Annotated in this window: 22 protein-coding genes, 1 pseudogene and 1 riboswitch; of the genes and pseudogenes, 3 read left to right on the top strand and 20 right to left on the bottom strand. The window is 43.1% G+C overall.

Annotated elements, in window-relative coordinates:
- Positions 1-62: 62 nt before the first annotated feature.
- A riboswitch (SAM riboswitch) is annotated at positions 63-171 on the bottom strand.
- A gap of 217 nt (positions 172-388) precedes the next feature.
- From BM278_RS09220 to BM278_RS09185, 9 genes are all read right to left on the bottom strand, one after another.
- Positions 389-736, bottom strand: coding sequence for a sterol-binding protein (locus BM278_RS09220; RefSeq protein WP_208601784.1), 348 nt, complete (start codon positions 734-736; stop codon positions 389-391).
- 223 nt (positions 737-959) lie between these two features.
- Positions 960-1,280 (bottom strand): thioredoxin family protein, encoded by a 321-nt coding sequence (locus BM278_RS09215; RefSeq protein WP_090949154.1) that lies wholly within the window; start codon positions 1,278-1,280, stop codon positions 960-962.
- An 8-nt stretch (positions 1,281-1,288) separates the two neighbouring features.
- Positions 1,289-1,639 (bottom strand): toprim domain-containing protein, encoded by a 351-nt coding sequence (locus BM278_RS09210; protein WP_090949153.1) that lies wholly within the window; start codon positions 1,637-1,639, stop codon positions 1,289-1,291.
- 108 nt (positions 1,640-1,747) lie between these two features.
- Positions 1,748-1,945: a hypothetical protein gene (locus tag BM278_RS18325; protein WP_208601783.1), complete on the bottom strand. Its 198-nt coding sequence runs from the start codon at positions 1,943-1,945 to the stop codon at positions 1,748-1,750.
- Positions 1,946-2,161: 216 nt separating this feature from the next.
- Positions 2,162-2,545, bottom strand: a complete 384-nt coding sequence (gene gcvH, locus BM278_RS09205) for a glycine cleavage system protein GcvH (protein WP_064552068.1) — start codon at positions 2,543-2,545, stop codon at positions 2,162-2,164.
- A 90-nt stretch (positions 2,546-2,635) separates the two neighbouring features.
- Positions 2,636-2,998: an arsenate reductase family protein gene (locus tag BM278_RS09200; RefSeq protein ID WP_090949151.1), complete on the bottom strand. Its 363-nt coding sequence runs from the start codon at positions 2,996-2,998 to the stop codon at positions 2,636-2,638.
- A gap of 57 nt (positions 2,999-3,055) precedes the next feature.
- Positions 3,056-4,840: an acyl-CoA dehydrogenase family protein gene (locus BM278_RS09195; protein WP_090949149.1), complete on the bottom strand. Its 1,785-nt coding sequence runs from the start codon at positions 4,838-4,840 to the stop codon at positions 3,056-3,058.
- 69 nt (positions 4,841-4,909) lie between these two features.
- A complete protein-coding gene (locus BM278_RS09190) occupies positions 4,910-6,082 on the bottom strand; it encodes an acetyl-CoA C-acetyltransferase (protein WP_090949206.1) in 1,173 nt (390 codons plus the stop codon).
- Between the two features lie 45 nt (positions 6,083-6,127).
- Positions 6,128-8,509: a 3-hydroxyacyl-CoA dehydrogenase/enoyl-CoA hydratase family protein gene (locus BM278_RS09185; RefSeq protein ID WP_208601787.1), complete on the bottom strand. Its 2,382-nt coding sequence runs from the start codon at positions 8,507-8,509 to the stop codon at positions 6,128-6,130.
- A 188-nt stretch (positions 8,510-8,697) separates the two neighbouring features.
- Between BM278_RS09185 and BM278_RS09180 the strand changes: the two genes are divergently transcribed.
- Positions 8,698-8,847, top strand: coding sequence for a YuzL family protein (locus BM278_RS09180; RefSeq protein WP_090949145.1), 150 nt, complete (start codon positions 8,698-8,700; stop codon positions 8,845-8,847).
- 109 nt (positions 8,848-8,956) lie between these two features.
- Here the strand turns inward: BM278_RS09180 and BM278_RS09175 are convergent.
- A pseudogene (locus BM278_RS09175) lies at positions 8,957-9,870 on the bottom strand (proline dehydrogenase family protein).
- A 166-nt stretch (positions 9,871-10,036) separates the two neighbouring features.
- On the opposite strand from BM278_RS09175, the gene BM278_RS09170 reads away from it, so the two are divergent.
- Both BM278_RS09170 and BM278_RS09165 read left to right on the top strand, forming a co-directional pair.
- Positions 10,037-10,300 (top strand): hypothetical protein, encoded by a 264-nt coding sequence (locus BM278_RS09170; protein WP_090949144.1) that lies wholly within the window; start codon positions 10,037-10,039, stop codon positions 10,298-10,300.
- A gap of 17 nt (positions 10,301-10,317) precedes the next feature.
- A complete protein-coding gene (locus BM278_RS09165; protein ID WP_090949142.1) occupies positions 10,318-10,650 on the top strand; it encodes a spore coat protein in 333 nt (110 codons plus the stop codon).
- Between the two features lie 70 nt (positions 10,651-10,720).
- Here BM278_RS09165 and BM278_RS18740 read toward each other — a convergent pair whose 3' ends face one another.
- The 10 genes from BM278_RS18740 to BM278_RS09120 form a co-directional block, all read right to left on the bottom strand.
- A complete protein-coding gene (locus BM278_RS18740; protein ID WP_167359610.1) occupies positions 10,721-10,864 on the bottom strand; it encodes a hypothetical protein in 144 nt (47 codons plus the stop codon).
- A 406-nt stretch (positions 10,865-11,270) separates the two neighbouring features.
- Positions 11,271-11,504 (bottom strand): hypothetical protein, encoded by a 234-nt coding sequence (locus tag BM278_RS09160; protein WP_090949140.1) that lies wholly within the window; start codon positions 11,502-11,504, stop codon positions 11,271-11,273.
- Positions 11,505-11,637: 133 nt separating this feature from the next.
- Positions 11,638-13,005: an adenosylmethionine--8-amino-7-oxononanoate transaminase gene (bioA, locus tag BM278_RS09155; protein ID WP_090949137.1), complete on the bottom strand. Its 1,368-nt coding sequence runs from the start codon at positions 13,003-13,005 to the stop codon at positions 11,638-11,640.
- Positions 12,995-13,714 (bottom strand): dethiobiotin synthase, encoded by a 720-nt coding sequence (bioD, locus tag BM278_RS09150; RefSeq protein ID WP_090949136.1) that lies wholly within the window; start codon positions 13,712-13,714, stop codon positions 12,995-12,997. The genes bioA and bioD overlap by 11 nt, the downstream gene beginning before the upstream one ends.
- Before the next feature lie 225 nt (positions 13,715-13,939).
- A complete protein-coding gene (locus BM278_RS09145; protein ID WP_090949134.1) occupies positions 13,940-15,508 on the bottom strand; it encodes an IS200/IS605 family accessory protein TnpB-related protein in 1,569 nt (522 codons plus the stop codon).
- 192 nt (positions 15,509-15,700) lie between these two features.
- The gene (locus tag BM278_RS09140; protein ID WP_090949132.1) at positions 15,701-16,258 is read right to left on the bottom strand and encodes a biotin transporter BioY; all 558 of its coding nucleotides are present in this window, start codon (positions 16,256-16,258) and stop codon (positions 15,701-15,703) included.
- A gap of 335 nt (positions 16,259-16,593) precedes the next feature.
- On the bottom strand, positions 16,594-17,541 hold the full coding sequence (locus tag BM278_RS09135; RefSeq protein ID WP_090949131.1) for a siderophore ABC transporter substrate-binding protein: 948 nt from the start codon (positions 17,539-17,541) through the stop codon (positions 16,594-16,596).
- A gap of 114 nt (positions 17,542-17,655) precedes the next feature.
- Entirely contained in the window at positions 17,656-18,414 is a 759-nt protein-coding gene (locus tag BM278_RS09130) for an iron ABC transporter ATP-binding protein (protein ID WP_090949130.1), read from the bottom strand.
- Positions 18,408-19,358, bottom strand: a complete 951-nt coding sequence (locus BM278_RS09125) for an iron chelate uptake ABC transporter family permease subunit (RefSeq protein WP_090949128.1) — start codon at positions 19,356-19,358, stop codon at positions 18,408-18,410. The genes BM278_RS09130 and BM278_RS09125 overlap by 7 nt, the downstream gene beginning before the upstream one ends.
- Positions 19,351-20,298 (bottom strand): ABC transporter permease, encoded by a 948-nt coding sequence (locus tag BM278_RS09120; protein WP_090949126.1) that lies wholly within the window; start codon positions 20,296-20,298, stop codon positions 19,351-19,353. Before BM278_RS09120 ends, BM278_RS09125 begins: the two co-directional genes overlap by 8 nt.
- Positions 20,299-20,488 lie beyond the last annotated feature (190 nt).

Genomic DNA, 20,488 nt, shown 5'->3' with positions numbered 1-20,488 from the left:
CTCGCAACAAAAAGAAAACCCTTCTGCTCAAGAGAACAGAAAGGCAATCGTTACCGTTCTGTCTCTTATCTCTCAAAGCAGACGCTTTGTGTGAATTGGCACCATTTCAGCGAAGCCGCTGACGGTTGCCGGGTTTCATTGGGCACATCCCTCCACCTCTCTTGATAAGAGCACAAGATGCACTTTATTCAGTTAAAATGTCTCATTAATTACGAATGTGATTTTATCATTATATGTCGAATAATGTCAATAAAAATATTATAATAAAAATATTCGAAAATAACATATAAGTTTTTTGCTTATGAAGCGAAAACGTAAAAATTATTATACTTTTTTTCTGAATAGTACTACTATTTTTACGGCTTGTCAATTGTTTCTTCCACAAATTTTAGCAAACATAGCGATACGGCTTTGACAAATGAAGCAGCGACTCCACTAGCAGCATATGGCGGAAACTTCCAGAAATATTTACTTCACGAAGCCGAATTTGTTGTTGCAACTTTATCCTTCCATTTAACAGCGCTTCAAGCGCTTCTTTCGATCCCCGGACAGTCAACAACCGCCGTTCATCTGCCGCTTCCTTCTGCTCGATTGTATGTTTAGAAATCGCCACAACTGCCGTTTCCGATCCGCATTCAAATTGAACGTATAATTCCTCTTCTGGCAAAATCGGTGATAAATGATTCAACTTTTGCATTCGTTCTGTAAGTTGTTTTATTAATTCACGCATATCCATTTTATATCCTCCTCCCCCTTTATCCCGTTACCCATTTATTTCATTAGAAAAGGGGGAGAATCCTTTATAAAAATCTCGACAAATCCTCTGAAAAATAGGCAAGATTCTCATCATTTCCCAAGAAATGATGTCAAATGACCGCAAATCATCGTTTATTCTGCCTGCTTTGCGAGAGAAAAGAACGATTTGCCCATTTTTCGTTTTGCGCATTAAGAAAATATTGCTATCTGCTTTCCGGCCAAAATTCCTTTATTATTTCATATAAATACGGTACCGAATGGAACGCGTATAATTTTTTTATGATATTGCCGCCATCAAATAAAAGAAGGCATGGAACACTTTCAATTTTCCATGCGGCCGCACGCTCCGGCATATAATTAATATCGGTTTTGTAAAACGGAATGCGCGGAAACAGTTCTTCGACCACTTCCATCATCCGCTCGGCAAGCTGGCAAGTGCCGCACATCGGTGTATACACATAAAGGCAAACATTCTCTTCCTTATTAATAATGTCATCTATTTCAGCTAACTGTAATTTTTTCATCGCTGCTTTCACCTTTTTAACAAATAATGATAATGGACATTAAAATTTGCTCGCAATAATACTTGGGCGATATGCCAATTCGGCGCCGCGGCTACTTCCCGATACATTCGGTCAATATATATATGTTCTGCCTCAGGAAATTCGCGGCGAAACTGTTTTCGTAATTTTTCGCCCGCTTCATCGGCATCCACCAATATATAAACTTCTTTATAATAAAGTTCTTCAATCATCTCTTCCAATTTAGCATCGCTAATCGTCCCATTTGTGCAAATAATTTCAACCGGTTCATTCACAATCTTTTCAATTTTTTGTTTGTCGGAACGTCCTTCGACAATAATTACTTTTTCAATTTCTATCATAATGGACCACACCTTAAGAAAAATGGATCAAGTCCTTGCGGAACAAGAAAAAGGTACAAACGGCTTTGTTTCCCGGCGATGCGAGTTCGCTGAACCGAGAATGGAGTTTTACACGATAAATTTTAATTTGTCTGGAAAATGCACTTGCACATTTATGCGAAAAATAATGCGACCGTTTCCTTTCGCAAGCTTGTTTACCGCCTTTTTTCGCGAAACGGTAAACACGAAGAAAAGCAACGGCATAGCACCGTTGCTTTTACACCAACTAGCCTCACCGTCGCAATCGGCATGTTTTTGATCTGGCACAACGGTGACGGTCATTCCTTATAAATATCGTTCATATCGCTTTTGTCACGAAAGTCGATGGCAAAAGACAAAATAGCCATATAAAATAAAATTGAGTTTTATTTTCCCTTACAGCTTTTTTGGTTTTAACGGCAATGAGCACTCTTTTTATCCACCTCGTTATGTATTAGAGTGCCCATCGCCTACGTAATCAACAATGGTCGTTTATGCCAATGATCATCCTTCTTTTACCATTGCTTCATATTGCTCTGCCGTTAATAAATTGTCGATCTCACTCATATCGGAAGGCTCGACGACAATCATCCACGCTTTTTCATATGGGGATTCATTTACATATTCTGGGTTGTCATTTAATGCTTCATTCACTTCGACTACTTTGCCGCTAATCGGCGCATAAAGTTCGGAAACCGTTTTTACCGATTCCACGCTGCCGAACGGCTCGTTTGCCGTAATTTCTGTACCTACTTCCGGCAGTTCAACAAAAACGATGTCGCCTAATTCAGATTGCGCAAAATCCGTAATGCCGATGCGCACTTTATCTCCTTCGACGCGCACCCACTCATGTTCTTCAGAATAGCGTAACTCCTTTGGCGTATTCATGATTGCATCCCTCCATAACAGATTATATTTTTTTTAATATTGTATTCTTTTTAATAATAACCGATTTTATCAAAAAACTCACCGAATTCGTCATCTTTGCCCAAAAAATTTTTCATATTGCTCTTCATTGAACCCAACGATAACATGATTTCCGTCCGTCAAAATCGGGCGCTTAATCAACATGCCGTCGGAAGCGAGCAGTTCAAGAAGCTCTTCTTCCGAAGCGGTATTCACTTTATCTTTTAGCCCTAACTGACGATATTTCATACCACTTGTATTAAAAAATTTTTTTAACGGAAGCCCGCTCTTGCGATAAAGCTCCGCCAGCTCATCTTTTGCCGGCGGGTTGTCAACAATATGTATTTCCCGTACGGCAACGCCATGCTCATCGAGCCATTTTTTCGCTTTTCGGCATGTGCCGCATTTCGGATACCAATAAAAAGTGAACGCCATACTCCACCATCCTTTATTAAATTAAAGTACCAGGGACGAGCCTGGTACTTTCCATTATTACACAATATAACGTTCCGCTTCAATGAGCGCCGCTGCCGCTTCACGTTTTTTCGCGATGATATTGATTGGGGTATAGCGCGTTAATTTGCGCAAAGCGGCCAACATCATGCGCAACGTATCGCCTTGTTCTACCGCAACAATCGTTTCTTTCGCATGTGCCTCGATTTCGTTGAACGCCTCTTGGCAGAAAATTTGCGTATAAAGCAGCTTTTGTTTATTTTTCTCCACTCCGGAGTTCTTTATTGCCTTTTCGGTACGAAGCACTGCCGATTCCATTGCATAAATGTTCGCAACAATGTCAGCGATATTTACTAAAATTTCCTGTTCGTTTTCCAATTTCGGACCGAATTTTTGTGCCGCTAATCCCGCTGCCATTAACGCGATTTTTTTCGCGTTGCGCACCAAATATTTTTCTTGCTCTAGAATGCCGTCGCCGACTTCTTCCGGCGCGAGCATGATTAATTCTTCTTGAAGCTGTTGCGCTTTTTGCAAAAGCGGAAGTTCACCTTTCATCGCTTTTTTCAAATACATGCCCGGAACTAACAGACGGTTGATTTCGTTCGTTCCTTCAAAAATTCGGTTAATCCGAGAATCGCGGTAAGCCCGCTCAATTTCATATTCTTGCATAAATCCGTAACCGCCATGAATTTGTACACCTTCGTCGACAATATAGTCCAACGTTTCCGTCGCGAAAAATTTGTTCAGCGAGCATTCAATCGCGTATTCCGCAATCGATTTCGCGATTTCTTTTCCGTCTTTTGCCTTTTCCCCATCAAGAAGGCTCATCCGTTCGTCAAACAAGCCGACCGTGCGGTAGACAGAACTTTCTGTGGCATACAAGCGGGAAGCCATCGTCGCGAATTTTTCTTGCGTTAATGTAAATTTAGAAATCGGCTGTTTAAATTGTTGACGTTGATTCGCATATTGCAACGTAATTTCCAGCGCCCGTTTCGCGCCGCCAACAGCGCCGACTCCAAGTTTATAACGGCCAATGTTTAAGATGTTGAACGCAATCACATGGCCTCTTCCAACTTCCCCAAGCAAGTTTTCTTTCGGAACAGGCACGTCTTGCAAAATTAACGTACGGGTCGAAGAGCTTTTAATTCCCATTTTCTTTTCTTCCTGACCGGTAGAAACCCCCGGAAAATCACGTTCAACAATGAATGCGGAAAAATGTTCGCCGTCTACTTTCGCATATACGATAAACACATCGGCAAATCCAGCGTTTGTGATCCATTGTTTTTCCCCATTTAAGATGTAATGCGTTCCTTCTTCGTTTAATTTCGCTGTCGTTTTTGCTCCTAGCGCGTCTGAACCGGAGCCAGGCTCTGTTAACGCGTATGCAGCAATTTTTTCCCCAGTCGCTAAATATGGAAGATATTTTCTCTTTTGTTCTTCTGTTCCAAATAAGACGATTGGAAGCGATCCAATGCCAACGTGCGCGCCATGGGAAATCGAGAAACCGCCGGCGCGTGCCATTTTCTCCGCGATCAGCGCAGAACTGATTTTGTCAAGCCCTAAACCGCCGTATTCTTCCGGAATATCCGCGCTAAGCAATCCAAGTTCTCCTGCTTTTCTTAACAATTGAACCGAACGGTCAAATTCGTGATTTTCCAAATATTCTAATTGTGGAAGCACTTCGTTTACGACGTAATCTTCCGTCGTTTTCGCGATCATTTTATGTTCGTCGGTAAAATCCTCCGGTGTAAATACGCGTTCGCACGGAATGTCTTCAATCAGAAAGCTTCCACCTTTAATCGCATTTTCCAATGTCTTTGCCATTAATAACTCCTCCCCCTGATTTTTGTCATATATGGTCGGGCGGGAGCATGCCGCCCGCTTTCGTCACGGTTAAATTAATTCAAACACTCCTGCAGCGCCCATGCCGCCGCCGATACACATCGTGACGATTCCGAATTGCACGTTGCGACGGCGCATTTCATAAAGCAGCGACAGCGTCAATTTTGCACCAGTACAGCCAAGCGGATGGCCAAGCGCGATGGCGCCTCCGTTGACATTTACTTTTTCCTCATCTAGCCCAAGCTCGCGAATCACTTGAATCGCTTGAGACGCAAACGCTTCATTTAGCTCGATTAATCCGATATCCGAAAGCTCTAAGCCAGCAAGCTTTAACGCTTTCGGAACCGCGGCAACCGGACCGATTCCCATCACTTCCGGCGGCACGCCGGCGACGGCGAACGAACGGAATTTCCCAAGCGGTTTTAATCCTAGCGATTCTGCTTTTTCGCGGTCCATCACCATGACAGCAGCAGCGCCATCGCTCATTTGCGAAGCGTTCCCAGCTGTTACCGTTCCGTTTATGGAAAATGCCGGACGGAGTTTTGCTAACGTTTCCATATTCGTATCCGGGCGCACCCCTTCGTCTTCTTCGAAAAGTATCGTTTTTTCAACTAACTTATTATTTTCTATTTTGCGAACGGTCACTTCGACTGGAACAATTTCGTCTTTAAATTTGCCTTCACGGATCGCTTTTGCCGCGCGCTGATGGCTTCTCACAGCAAACGCATCTTGGTCTTCACGGCTAACCCCATACTTCATCGCTACTTGTTCGGCCGTATGTCCCATGGACATATAATATTCTGGAGCTTCTTCTGCCAGTTTCGCGTTTGGACGGATCACATGCCCCATCATCGGGACAAGGCTCATCGATTCCACTCCGCCGGCAATGACCGTATCTGAATGGCCGAGCATGATGCGCTCCGCCGCGTAAGCAATCGCTTGCAAACCAGACGAACAATAACGATTGATCGTAATCGCCGGAACCGTGTATGGAAGACCGGCAAGCGCTCCGATGTTTCTTGCGATATTTAACCCTTGCTCCGCTTCCGGCATCGCGCAGCCAATAATAAGATCATCGATATTTCCTTCATAATTCCCGGCTCGTTTCAACGTTTCCTTCACGACGAGCGCGCCTAAATCATCCGGTCGCACATGGGCGAGCGTTCCTTTTTTCGCCTTTCCGACCGGCGTGCGCGCCCCCGCTACAATCACCGCTTCTCTCACAACCGTCCCTCCTGTTTTTTTCATATTCGTTCTTTCAATTTCCAATTAGTTGCGCAACGGTTTCCCTTTAACAAGCATATGCTGCATTCTCGCTTGCGATTTCGGTTCACCGACTAGGCTTAAAAACGCTTCCCGTTCTAAATCAAGCAAATATTGTTCATCGACTTCCGTGCCGTACGGGACTTTTCCGCCAGCGATGACGTACGCAAGTTTTTTCGCGATTTTCAAATCGTGTTCACTAATGTACCCGGAGTGATACATCGACTGCGCTCCAAGCAGCATTGCCGCATAACCTGTTTCGCCGACAACAGGCACCTTTTTGCGAACAGGCGGGCGATAGCCTTGATCATAAAGAGAAATAACCGCCCGTTTCGCATCGTAAAGCAAATGGTCGCTATTCATCGTAATGCCATCGCGCTGATTCAAAAAGTTCAGTTCACGCGCTTCTGCCGCTGAGCCGGATACTTTTGCCATCGCAATCGTTTCAAACACCTTGTTCGCCACTTGCTGCAAATCGAAATGGACTCCGTTTGGCAGACTGTTTAAATATTTAATATAAAGCTCTTTATTTCCGCCACCGCCAGGAATGAGGCCGACGCCGACTTCGACAAGCCCCATATACGTTTCCGCCGCTGCTTGAATGCGGGAGGATGGCAGGCAAATTTCCACACCGCCGCCGAGCGTCATCGCAAACGGCGCGGCAACAACTGGCTTCGGGCTATACTTAATCTTCATCATCGCTTGCTGGAATTGGCGGACCGCAAGCTCAATTTCAAAATAGTTGTCATCTTGCGCCTCCATCAAAATCATCGCAAGGTTTGCACCGACACAAAAGTTTTTTCCTTGATTGCCGATGACAAGACCCTTATAGTTTCGCTCCACTTCTTCAAGCGCGTAGTTGATCATTTGCACAATATCCGTACCGATCGCGTTATTTGGCGAGTGGAATTCCAACAACGCCACATCATCGCCAATGTCAATGAAGCTTGCGCCGCTATTTTTCTTAATAACGCCTCTTTGCTCTTTTAAGCGCTGAATGTGAATAACTTTCGGATTTTCCTGAATCAGCTTGTATTCCCCATGGTCATAATAGAATGCTTGCCCTTTTTCCAATTTGTAGAAAGACGTAAATCCATTCGCGAGCATGTCCGTTACCCACGAAGGAATTTCAAACCCTTCTTCCTTCATTTTCCGGACAGACTGCTCAACACCGATTGCGTCCCACATTTCAAACGGGCCGAGCTCCCAGCCAAATCCCCATTTCATCGCGCGGTCGATAGCAGCGATGTCATCGGCGATTTCACCAAGCAATTTCGCCGAATAAAGAAGAACCGGAGCAGTGATTTTCCAAAGGAACGTTCCTGCGCGGTCATCGGCATATACAAGCGCTTTCAATTTATCAGCTAGCGTTTTCGCTTGCTTGCTCGCCTCTACCGCTGGAGTCGTCAGCTTTTTGCGCGGCTCATATTCCAGCGTCTCATAATTAAGTTCCAAAATATCGTTTCCTTGCTTCAAAAAGAAGCCTTGTCCCGATTTGCTGCCAAGCCATCCTTTTTCAAGCATCGCTTTCATAAAATTTGGAACGCGAAACGCTTCTTTTTCTTCTCCTTCTACTTTTTCAAAGACGTTATTAGCAACGTGAATAAACGTGTCTAAACCGACGACGTCAAGCGTGCGGAACGTCGCGCTTTTCGGCCGGCCGATCAGCGGTCCTGTAAGCGAATCGACTTCTCCAACGCTGTATCCGCCTTTCATCATTTCTCTTACAGTTACTAACAATCCATACGTACCGATGCGGTTCGCAATGAAATTTGGCGTGTCTTTCGCCATGACAACACCTTTGCCAAGCACTTCTTCGCCAAACGTTTTCATATATGAAACAACTTTTGGATCGGTATCTTTCGTCGGAATGATTTCAAGCAACTTTAAGTAGCGCGGCGGATTGAAGAAATGTGTTCCTAAAAAATGCTTTTTAAAATCCTCGGAACGGCCTTCTGCCATCGCTTCGATGGAAATTCCGGAAGTGTTCGAACTGACAATCGTTCCCGGTTTTCTTACTTCATCCACCCTCGCAAATACGCTTTTTTTAATTTCTAAGTTTTCCACGACCGCTTCAATAATCCAGTCCACTTCAGCAAGCCGGTGAAAATCATCCTCGAAGTTTCCCGCTTCAATAAGGGCAAGATTGGACTTGGACATAAGCGGCGCCGGCTTTTGTTTTAACAATTTTTGCAACGCCTGATTGGCAAGACGGTTGCGCACTTCTTTATGTTCAAGCGTTAATCCTTTTGCTACCTCTTCTTTCGTCAGCTCACGCGGGACGATATCAAGAAGCAACGTCGGTATCCCCACGTTCGCCAAATGCGCCGCAATTCCCGAACCCATCACGCCAGATCCGAGCACGGCAGCCTTTTGAATGCGTTTCATCATCCTTTTTCCCCCTCATACATTGAATGAATAGTCATTCATTTTATAGTGAAAAAAATATGCCGACGAAATTGTTTCTATACTAAATATAAAATATGTTGTAAATTTTCGCAATATACAAACTTAACATTTTTTGTATTAATAAGAATTTATTTTTTGGCGACGATAAATAAAAGGGGGTGAAACAAATGGCAAAGCGGAAAAAGAACCCTTCGGAAAGCGCAGTTAGCGCAGCAAGCGTAAAGGGCAATGCCGGCCCGACAGTGGAAACGGACGGCGGCGGAAAAAAGACGAGCCAAAACCAGCAATATAAACGGCATCATATGCAAGGAGAGTAATTCTCGTTTTTCCTAAACACAAACGCATCACGCAAAAGCGCTTCTGTGATGCGTTTAAAGTTTGCCGTTTGCGCAGACACCCGACCTTTGTGCCAGCTTTCACCGCTATTTACGAAAAAATTCCTTTAAGAACGAACGCAACGTTTGCCGGCCGTTCCGCAAGGCGGCGCATAAAGTATCCGTACCAGTCCGTGCCGTACGGAACATAAACGCGCATCGTATATCCTTCACGCGCAAGCTGTTCTTGCCGCTCCGGGCGAATTCCGTATAACATTTGAAATTCAAACTGGCTATTTGGAATGTTATATTCTTTTACAAGCTTCTTTGTGTACTCGATGATCGCGTCGTCATGGGTGGCGACGGCCGTATAGTTTCCATTTAATAAATGCATTTTGATGATTTTTTTAAAGTTTTTATCAACATCTTTTTTGTCTGGAAACGCCACTTCCTGCGACTCTTTATACGCCCCTTTGACAAGCCGCAAATTTGGATGATAATCTTTTAAATCTTCTATATCGGATACCGTACGATACAAATACGCTTGCAGCACCGTTCCGACATTATCGTATTCCGTTTTCAACCGTTTGAAAATATCGAGCGTTTTTTGGCAGCGAGAATAATCTTCCATGTCGATCGTCACAAACACATCGTGCCGTTTCGCCGCATCTAAAACGCGCCTCATGTTGCGCATGACAAGTTCTTCGGAAATGTCAAGACCCATTGACGTCATTTTTAGCGAAAGCTGTGAATGAAGTTTTTCTCTATGAATTGCTTCAATTGCCTCAATGCAATGATTGGCCATATCGTTTGCTTCTTGCTCGTTATCAACAAACTCACCTAAGTAATCGACCGTCACTGCTAGCCCTTTTTTGTTCAATTGTTTGATCACTTCCACAGCTTGCTCAATCGTCTCCCCGGCGACAAACCTTGAGGCACCGAAACGAAGCCCATATTTTTTCGCCAATTTCGTTAATAATTTGTTTTTGGACAAGAATAAAAAAAGTTGCGCACTACTTGTTCCATTCATTGTGCCCCCTTTATGAAAACGCATTCATCCTGTCATTATTGTATCATGTTTCCTCAGCGTTGAATATGTTTTTTCGATACAGTTTATTTTCTATATATGCATAATTTTCCACGAAACGGATAATTTAAAAGCGAACGATTTTTTCAGAAAGGAGCAGCGTTTATGCAACAACAAATGAACACACAACAACCATCGGTCATGCCGCAGCCGCCGCAAATGATTTCCACAAAAGACGCGCTTTATTTCGCTGATATGCTGTCTTGGAATTTGCTCGCGATGAAAAAAGCGCACTTTTTTGCATCGCAATGCCAAGACAAAGAAGTCAGCGCTGCGATCGAAAAAGCGGGACAAATGCATCAGCGCCATTACCAAAAAATTTTAAGCCATCTGCAAAATACAGGGCGGCCTAAAGCGACAATGCAATAGCAATGGAGGGAATGATCATGAACCAAAGACAAATCCAAAATCCAGAAACGCAAGTGCCAAAAACGCCGCAAATGAACGATCGCGACTTTCTTAATGATATGTTGGCGACAGAAAAATATATGACATCGTCGTACAATGTATTTTTGCACGAAGCGAGCCACCAACAATTATATCAAGATATGCTTAACATTTTTACAGAAACGCAAAACTGCCAGCGCGAACTTTACCATTTAATGTTTAAAAAAGGCTGGTACAAACTTGAAGCGGCTGACCAGCAAAAATTGCAACAATCATATCAACAATTTCAAGGATACACAAGCCAATTTCCATATCAAAATACGGTTCAGTAATATGCCCCTTCCTGAGATGAAAAAGCCATGACTGCATACATCATGGCTTTTTCGCACATATTTCATCATGTTAATACCAAAATCCTCCATACGGAAAGTACGGATAATACGGTCTTGGATGGATGTAAAGCGGCAATGCCAGCGCGCTGCCAAGCAAGCCGCCTAGAAAGCCGCCTAAAAACGGACCTCCGAAAAATACGCGCGGATATACCACCACGATCCCTCCTTCCTAAAAATAAAATGGACACAAACATGTTATGTGGAATGAAGGACGAATGGAACAAGATATCAGCCCACTTTTTCATAAGCTTTTAAGAAAATGCAAGATATGATCAAGTCCTGATTATTGTGTAAAATTTCCTTTCTCAGTCCAGCAAATTTACGTTTTAGCGAAATCAAACTGCTTTTTACCGCTGATCAAGTCCGCAAAATTGTGTAAAAACAAAACGGTAAAAAGCGATTTTATTTTCCCATCCTCTTATTTACTGTGCTAGTAATGGAATTTTCCCCTTACCGTTTCTTTTTACACAAACTCCCGGAACTTAATTTTTGAAAAGATCAAAGCCTGCCATATGATCGGCAGGCTCAAACAATGTTCATGATCATATTGGGCCATAAAATTAATAAGGGAATCCGTAGCCGTAGCCGTAAGGATAGCCACCATAACCGCCATAGAATGGGCCTGTCAGCGCGCCGCCCAACAGTCCTCCTAAAAGGCCGCCAAAGAACGGGCCACCAAAGAATGGACGGCCGAAGCCACCGAAGAACGGACGGCCAAATCCTCCAAAGCCTCCAAAGCCCCATGGGCGCCCAAATCCCCATATTCTTGTATCTTGCAAGCTAACATCATTCATGTTCATCTCTCCTTTACTGATTGGTTTGCTTCTTCCCTTTCAACATATGTAGGACAAACGCCAAGGGCATGGGCGATTGACCGTTTTGGACAAAAAATAGGTTGCCTAGACGCTCTAGGCAGCAATAGAAACCTTATCGAACGGCTTTCGCCATTTCCGCGATTGAATCGAAGAGAATGTTGACCGCTGTTTCCATCTGTTCTTCTGTCATCGCTAACACTGGGATGAACGTGAGCACCGGACCGAGCGGACGAATGATTAACCCGCGCTTTCGAGCTTCTAGAATAATGCGATGTTCGATCATTTCGGAGCGCGGGAAAATCTGCTTCGTGTTTTGGTCTTGCACGATTTCAATTCCTGTCATTAATCCTTTTTGGCGAATATCCCCAACGATTGGAATTTCATAAAGCATCTCCAGCTTCTTTGCCAACTTTTCTGCTTTTTTCCTTACGTTTTCGACAAGATTCCGTTTTTCGATGAGCTCAATATTTTTTAAAGCGACAGAACAAGATAGTTGGTTCCCCGTATATGTATGCCCGTGATAGAACGTCTTATCCTCATCAACGTCTCCTAAAAACGCAGCATAGACGTCTTCTGTTGTCAATGTGGCGGCTAAAGGAAGATACCCTCCGGTAATGCCTTTTCCTAAGCAAACAATATCCGGATGGACATCCTCTTGCTCACACGCAAACAGCGTTCCTGTTCTTCCAAACCCGACGGCGACCTCATCGCAAATAAGCAGCACCCCATATTTTCGACAAAGTGTTTCAATGCCTTTTAAAAATCCTTTTGGATGTGTAATGATGCCCGCAGCTCCTTGAACGAGCGGCTCTACGATCACGCCGGCGATTTGTTCATGTTCACGCTCTAACACATCTTCAAGCTGTTGCAAACAATATCTGACAATCTCCACTTCATCGCCATATCCGTCCATGCGATACACATACGGAGAAGGAACTTCGATTCGTTCAAACAACAGCGGCTTAAAAATGCGATGGAATAAATCCATTCCGCCGACACTCACAGCGCCGACCGTATCACCATGATACGCTTCCTTTAAAGAAACAAATTTATTTTTTGCCGCATATTTAACTGGATCAATGTTTTTCCAATATTGGTACGCCATTTTTAGCGCAATTTCCACAGCGGCAGCTCCCGTGTCGGAGTAAAACACTTTCGAAAGTCCCGGCCAAAGTTCAATCAACTTTTTCGCCAATAAAATCGAAGGTACATTTGCCGACCCAAGCAATGTCGAATGCGCGATCGTTTCTATTTGCATATGCAAAGCTTCATTTAGTTCAGGATCATTATGGCCATGGACGTTTACCCATAATGATGCATATCCGTCCAAATATTTATTCCCATTGACATCAAATAAGTAGCTTCCTTGCCCTCGCTCAATAATGAGCGGCCGTTCTTGCACATATGTTTTCATTTGCGTAAACGGATGCCACACATACGCTTTATCCCATTGTTCTAATTGCTCGTAGCTATACTTCAACGGACAGCACCTCCCGTAACAACTGCTTTCTCTCGTTATTCGCCAGCCAACGTTCCGCCAACGCCATCATCGTATGCTTCGTCACATTCTCAAGAGATGGCAGTGTGGCGATAACCGGCAAATCTAACATTTTCTTTATTGTTTCAATATTATTAACATGAATGATGCTTTCGGCATTAAATTGATTAAAAATCAACCCAAGAACACGAATGCCTTGCTGCTGTGCGTAAGATACGGTTGTCACCGTATGATGAATGGCGCCAAGCCCTGATAAAGAAACGATGATAATCGGAATGCTGCATTCTTTAATCAAATCGTTTGTCATATAAAACTCTTGTTCCTTCTCTATTAACGGGACAGCTAAACCTCCCGCCCCCTCAACAAGAACGATGTCGTATTGACGTTTCCATTGTTCGATTTTTTCCACTATCAACGCCGGGTCAATAGTGGTATTCGTTAATGTTGCTGCTAAATGCGGCGAAACGGCGGGTTCCATATAATATAGCCCTTCTGATTGCGCCAGTCCAACGACCTTCTCGTACCAATATTGATCGGCAAACGAAACTCCATCTTCCGCCAATCCTGTTTGAATCGGCTTAAATATTTTTGTATTCAACCCTAATTTTTGAAAAACAAAAGCAAGAAAAGAGGTTGCCACCGTCTTGCCAATCTCGGTTCCTGTTCCAGTGATAAATATTGCTTTTCCCATTAGGAAACCACCTGGTTACTAAAATCTTTAAAAATCGACTCATCGCGATGGAACCAGGAAACATCGCTTGCCGCTCGGATTCTCACCGAGTTCCATCAGGAAGGGAATTTCCCTTGTCATTCACCTGCTGTGAAAGACACCCCGTGGATCGCTGTCAGCGACGGCACCTGTCGTGCACCATTCCTTCCATCGGTCAGTACACGACAACGATTTTAGCAACCAGGTCTACACCTCCTTTAGTTGAATTTGATACTGGTTCAGCCAACAACATTTGTGCAATATGTTCCATAACGACCATTCATGCTCTTGTTTGAAATTCTCGATTTTACGTAACATCATCGCGATATATTGGCGTTGTTTCATGCCGCTTTTCGATTGCTTGTAGGATTCTTCCATCGACCCTAACATGGCAATCAAATGGCGTTTCACTTTCGTTTTTACGATGTGAATGAGTTCTTTTGGCAACCATTCACGATACCCTAATCCCCGCCTGCCAATCACCAAAGCGGCACTTTCATGAACGGATAACCCATACTTTTTCATATACTTGAAACGTCCGATGACGCTGGTGTACGCCGGATTCACTTTTTTGATGCGAAACCCAAGCCTTAAGCCCCGGCGAATGATGGTGTCAGTCAGCTTTTTCTTTTTAAAATTATGGGTGAAGCGATTGAATCGTTTGTCCGTATCGTGCTGCTGTCTTAGTTGGATGTTTTCGATGACCACTGCCCCAACATTCTCTTGAAGCAGCCAGTCATACACATCTCGTACGGTTTCTCCAACGATGTTGTTTCGTTTATTCGCCCGCACATATTCGAGTTCATGACAGTAAAACACCTTTGATTTAAGAAAGTTTCCTTGTCTCGAAACGATGCTTACGGCGATGCGGTCAATGTTGATGTCAATCCCAGCGATTCGTTCTGCTTGAATCGGTTCATCATAGGCAAGTTCCCTTCCATATACCTCTTCTTCATAGATGAGATGAATGTAATATTCTCCGTTTTTGCGTTTGATTTCAACAGTATATGGTCGATATTCGATAATGGGCTTTCCTTTCGCATTCACTCCGACTTGTTCTCCCATGACGAGATTAATGATTTCCTCTTCATATTTTTTAGGAACAGACACAGAAAATCGTAAACGGGGAGCGTGTTTCCCTTTTGGTTGTCCAAGTGGATTCGCAATTTCTACATAACATTTATAAGTGTGATCGTCATACACGAGACGAATGTTTAAATTTCCTTTTTTGCTTTTATCGCCTCTGGCGTACAACTGATTCGAGCGCAAATCTTTCCATTCTTCGTTCGTGATTTTTCCTTTCAAACGCTTGTAAAAGTTCTGTTTCCCGCCAAAAATCACACGTGGAATCGTTCCATGGTCGAGATGGTGCTTTAGTTCGGCTTCTTTCGCTTTGAGCTTTTCTAACCGTTGGTGCAATCCACCTAGACATGTTGGAAGATCGACTTTTTTCGGTGTTTTTCTTCCATGTTGGTAGTCATCAATTTTCTTTTCGTTTTTTTCGATTTTCGACTGCACATCCTCCAAGCGCATTGGGAGCAGCTCACATTGAGAAGAAATCAGTGATTGAACAAGCAAGACCGCGTCTTCGGCGTACCGTTTGTTGAGCTGAAATTGGTGTGGAAGGTGCTTGATGATGTCTTTGGCGTTCCTTCCCTCCAGCAAACGGTTGAACGCGTATCGCTTTGCGGAACCAAAGACGCGCATCAACTCATCTAATGAACAAAGTTGTGATTGATCATGAGAAACAATTTTCATCCCCCGAACTGTTTTCATCCCCTTGCCTTCCCCCTTGTTTGGATCCTTCAGAACATATATTCGTCAAATCTTCTTCATTTCCTTTTAACATGAGGAAGGGGGAGATGATTTTTTATCCTAAAACAGGAGATGATGGAAAAGATGGAGAACATCCGCCTCTTTGTGTTCAATAACAGGAGATATTTACTTTATAGATGTTTAACAAACTGCTTATACCTCCTGCTTACGAATGACGCTCTGAATACGCGGCAGCATGCGCGCGACAAGGACGGAACAAACCGCACATAACAATAGATCGCCAGGCACAGGCAGCAAAAAGCCAAACCATAACGTTTGCCCAATAGTAAGCGGCTTTTCCACGATCCATTTCATCGCTATGTACAGCCAAGCGCAACCAAACAAATAAACGACAAAAAGAGTAGATAAGTTCGCGAGAAAAATCGTCGCCGCTTTACGAAATTGAAAGATTTGCATCAGCCATCCGTTGACATAGGCTCCCGCAACAAAACCGATCAAATAGCCAAACGTCGGCTGAAGCACGTAGCTAGGCCCTCCCCCTTCGGCAAACACAGGAGCACCGGCAAGGCCAACAAGCACATAGACAAGCTGGCTCAACATTCCAAGCTTCGGCCCGAGCAAACATCCTGCCAAATAAACGGCAGCGATTTGCAACGTAAACGGCACATATGGAATCGGAATTTTGATAAACCCGCCAATGGCCGTAAGCGCGGCAAACAGCGCTACCAGCGGCAGCGATTTCGTTTTCATTTTTTTCCCTCCAATCCGATATTTGCTTTTATTTTGCCTGACAACGCATTAAATGTCAACTAAATTTTATATATAGGTTAACATATAGATGAAAATTTTTTACAAATAGATCTTCAAAGATGTAATCTAGGAAATGGTGGAAAAAGAAAAACAATATTCCGGTGATCCAAGTTCACTGGACTGTGAGCGGAATTTTACACGATTCAAAATCATCGTGACAAAAAAAAACGGTTCAACGCTATCTTTTCTGATGTAATATCCACCATACAAGATTGGGCAAACAAAAAAATAAAGCGGCTAACCATTGCATTGCAAGGTTAGCCGCTGAAATGCCATTATTCGATTCCTTTTTCCACTTCGTTGATCATTTCCGTTACAGAAATGAGGCCGCCGCCGGAAAGATACCAATAGTTCGGATTTAAATAAATGATACGATTATTTTTATAAGCGTTCGTCTTTTTCACCAATTCGTTTTCGATCGTTTGTTTTGCCGACGGTTTCCCTTCCACGACTGCATCGCGATCGACCACAAATAAATAATCCGGGTTTTTCTCGGCAATATATTCAAACGAGATGCTTTGGCCGTGCGGCGATACTTTGATATTCGCATCAACCGGTTGAATGCCAAGCACGTCATGAATGATCCCAAAGCGAGACCCTGGACCATACGCGCTTACTTTGCCGCCGGTCGTCAGCACAATTAGCGCTTTGCCGTTTGCTTTTTCCGTTTTCGCTTTGACTGCTTCGATTTGTTCGTTCATTCTCGCTAATTCTTTTTCGACTTCTTTTTCTTTTCCAAAGATTTTACCTAATGTTTTCATATTATTCGTAAAAGAGTCCATATAATTTTTCGTATCGATTCCCATATAAACCGTTGGGGCAATTTCGGCAAATTTTTCATAAGAATCTGCTTGGCGTCCAGAAATAATGATTAAATCCGGAGCGATTTCGCTTATTTTTTCGAAATCCGGTTCCATTAGCCCTCCAACGTTTTCATACTTGCTATCTTTATACTTTTCTAGATAAGACGGAATGTTGGCTTGCGGAACGCCTGCCACTTCTACACCGAGTTTATCCAATGAATCAAGAACGCCAAAATCAAATACAACCACTTTTTCTGGTTTTTTCTTTACTTTTGTTTCCCCTAATTCATGTTTGATCGTTATTTCTTCACGATCGCTTTTCGTTTTCGTGCCGCTTGCGTTTTCCTCGTTCCCGCACGCCGCTAGCAATATTGCAGTGAAAAATGCCACGAAAATTGGCAACCAACGTTTTTTTATCATGAGAATCCCCCTTTATAATTACCATATTTATTTTCAATAGTTTTCTCGCACCTTTCCGCGAGGGGCGCCCGATCCCGCGAAACGTTATGCGAAAAAACTATATGAAAAACAAAGTTACGCGAAATAAACGCATATTTTTTTATCATGGATCGTTTCAATGTGAACGTCCATATCATAAATGCTTTGCAATATGCCATTTCTCATGATTTCCGACGCTGTTCCTTCACGAACAACCTTCCCGTTCTTAAGGGCAACGATATAATCAGAATAACAGGAGGCAAAATTAATGTCGTGCATGACAACAACAACCGTTTTTCCAAGCTCATCTACCAATTTTCTTAACACTTGCATCATTTGCACACAATGTTTCATATCTAAATTGTTTAACGGCTCATCAAGAAAAATGTAATCCGTATCTTGCGCAAGCACCATGGCAATATAAGCGCGCTGTCTTTGTCCGCCGCTTAATTCGTCCAAATAGCGATCTTGTAAATCTTCTAACTCCATATAACGAATCGCTTTTTTGACATGCTCCCAATCTTCGCGCGTAAGCCGGCCGCGTGAGTACGGGAAGCGCCCGAAAGAAACGAGTTCTTTCACCGTAAGCCGGATCGCAATATGGTTTGATTGTTTTAAAATGGAGATTTTTCTCGCTAATTCATCGGTTTTATAGCGACTAATTTCTTTTCCCTCGATTTTCACTTCGCCGCGGTCTTTATCGATAAGGCGGCTCATAATCGATAATAGCGTGCTTTTCCCTGCGCCGTTCGGTCCAATGAACGATGTTAACTTTCCGGTCGGAATCGTAATAGACACGTTATCAACAACGGTTTTTCCACCGTATTGCTTATAAACTCCTCTTACTTCTACCATGCTTTCCTCTCCCTCAATAAAAGATATAAAAAGTAAATTCCGCCAATAAAATTTACAATCACGGTTAACGGCGTCGAAAACGTGAATACTCTTTCCACTACCAGTTGCCCGCCAACTACCGCAATAACGGCAAACAACGTCGCCCCAATGAGCAAGTAACTATGCCGATATGTTTGCAAAAACGCATACGCTACGTTCGCCACAATAAATCCTAAAAACGTAATCGGACCGACTAACGCGGTAGAGACGGAAACGAGCACCGCAACGACAATAAGAAGCCGCTTCACGATTTTTTCATACGGAACACCTAAATTAATCGCATGCTCTTTTCCTAGCGATAGCACATCTAAGTAACGTATGTAAGAAACGATATAGCCAATCATCAGCGCAATGACAATTCCAGACGCAAATAAAAGCTCTGTTTTTATATTGTTAAAACTCGCAAACATGCGGTCTTGAATGACAAAAAATTCGTTCGGATCGATTAAAAACTGCATAAAGGACGTCACGCTTTGAAAAAATGTTCCCATAATCATTCCGACAAGAAGGAGAAAGTAAATCGTCTGCCCTTCTCGCTTGAATAAAACGGAATAAAGCAATATCGCAAATCCTACCATGAAGCCGACGGAAAGGAGAAACTGCACGTTCGCACTCATCATCGTCAACGTTGTCGACCCAAAAATAAATACGATAAACGTCTGAATTAACATATAAACCGAATCAAACCCGATAATGCTCGGCGTTAATATTCGGTTGTTTGTTATTGTTTGAAAAATAACGGTAGAAGCGGCAATCGCACATCCTGTCAACACCATAGCGGCAATTTTTTCACTTCTTGAACGGAGAATATAGTCCAAGTTGCCTTTAAGATCCGTAGCCAAAAACACCGCGATGAGTAACAATGCTGCAATGCTTAACAAGATAAGCTTCGTTTTGTTAGACATATCGCTTTCTTCTCCTTACTAGCAAATACAAAAATACGCCGCTGCCAATCACTCCTACCGTTAAACCGATCGGAATTTCATATGGATAAATAATGACGCGCCCAAAAATATCGCAAACTAACACGAAAACCGCTCCGGACAACGCGGTAAGAGGAAGGACTTTCTCTAAATGATCTCCATAATATAATGTGACAATGTTTGGAATAATCAATCCTAAAAACGGCAGTGTCCCAACCGTCAGCACCACCAAAGAAGAAGTAGCCGCCACGATGACTAATCCAACATTGACGATATACCGATAACGAAGGCCTAAATTTGTCGCGATTTCTTCTCCCATTCCTGCAATCGTAAAACGGTTGGCATACATATAAGCGACAATCATAAGCGGAATACTTAAGTAAAGCAGTTCGTACCGCCCTTTCATCATCATGGAAAAATCGCCATGCAGCCATGACGAAATCGATTGAATTAAGTCGTACTTATACGCGAAAAACGTCGTCATCGAACTGACGATATTGCCAAACATCAAACCAACGAGCGGAATAAAAACCGCATCTTTATATTTCACTCTTTCTAGCACTCTCATAAAAATCATCGTGCCGGCAAATGCGAATAAAAACGCGATCGTTACTTTTAGCAGCGGGCTCGCGGAAGCAAACCAAATGAGTGACACTAAAATTCCTAACCTTGCGCAGTCCATCGTCCCCGCCGTCGTTGGCGAGACAAACTTATTTTGGCTTAACTGCTGCATAATCAACCCGCAAACGCTCATGCTGGCACCCGCGATAATAATGCTGATCAACCGCGGAATCCGGCTGATCATTAATACCTCTATGTCATCCTCTTTCCATGCCAACAAATCGGCAAGTGAAATATGCTGGACACCGATGAACAAAGACGCAACCGCTAATATGACGAACAATATAAACAGCTTTTTCATCGTTTTTCCTCTATACACCTTAAATGATGTTGATAATTATTATCAACTACAATTGTATGGAAATAAAATCCCATTGTCAATATTTTTTATGAAAAAGATTCTCATTACCACAAAAAACGGGACTGGCCAACAAAGAAGCGCAGTCCCTTGACTACCTATATATCATCATACCTCACCTATCCGCTTATTT

This window comes from Parageobacillus thermantarcticus (assembly GCF_900111865.1).
Lineage (GTDB): Bacteria > Bacillota > Bacilli > Bacillales > Anoxybacillaceae > Parageobacillus > Parageobacillus thermantarcticus.
Note: the sequence above shows the minus strand (reverse complement) of the source record. Positions and strands in the feature narration are given on the sequence as shown.